We start from the raw sequence: 563 nt of genomic DNA on the forward strand, positions 1-563 counted from the left end.
ACCCCGAGAAGATCAAGACCCCGCCCACCTCGTGGGCCGACCTGTTCAAGCCCGAATACAAGGGCCGCGTGGGCATCACCAACCTCAATTCCACGCTGGGCACGGGCTTCCTGGTGGAGCTGGCGCGCATGCACGGCGGCAGCGAGGGCAACGTGGAAGAGGGCTTCAAGGCGATCGAGCGCCTCAAGCCCAACCTGGCGGCGGTGGCTGCCAACCCGGGCGCGCTGGCCGCGCTGTTCCAGCAGGGGCAGATCGACATCAGCCCGGGCAACTTCAACGCGATCCAGCTGCTGAAGGCGCGCGGCGTGCCCGTGGAGTTCGTCGCGCCCAAGGAAGGCGCCATCGCCTTTCGCACGCAGATCGAGATCGTGAAGAACACGCCCCACAAGGAGCTTGCCGCCAGGCTGATCGAGGTGGCGCTATCGCCCGAGGTGCAGACCAGGCTGATGCAGGCGCCCTACCTGGTCGTACCCACGAACAGCAAGGTCAAGCTGGACGGCGAGATCGCGCGCGTGCTGGTCAAGGACGTGGCGGAGATGAAGAAGAAGTTCGTCTTCCAGGAC

General features: G+C 65.7%; 1 protein-coding gene. It reads left to right on the top strand.

Annotation, left to right across the window (positions count from 1 at the left end; all coding sequences use genetic code 11):
- On the top strand, positions 1–563 hold a 563-nt coding region (locus GVL03_RS19270; RefSeq protein WP_159502577.1), incomplete at both ends, for an extracellular solute-binding protein.

This window comes from Microbacterium sp. 18062, assembly GCF_902706225.1.
Lineage (GTDB): Bacteria > Actinomycetota > Actinomycetes > Actinomycetales > Microbacteriaceae > Microbacterium.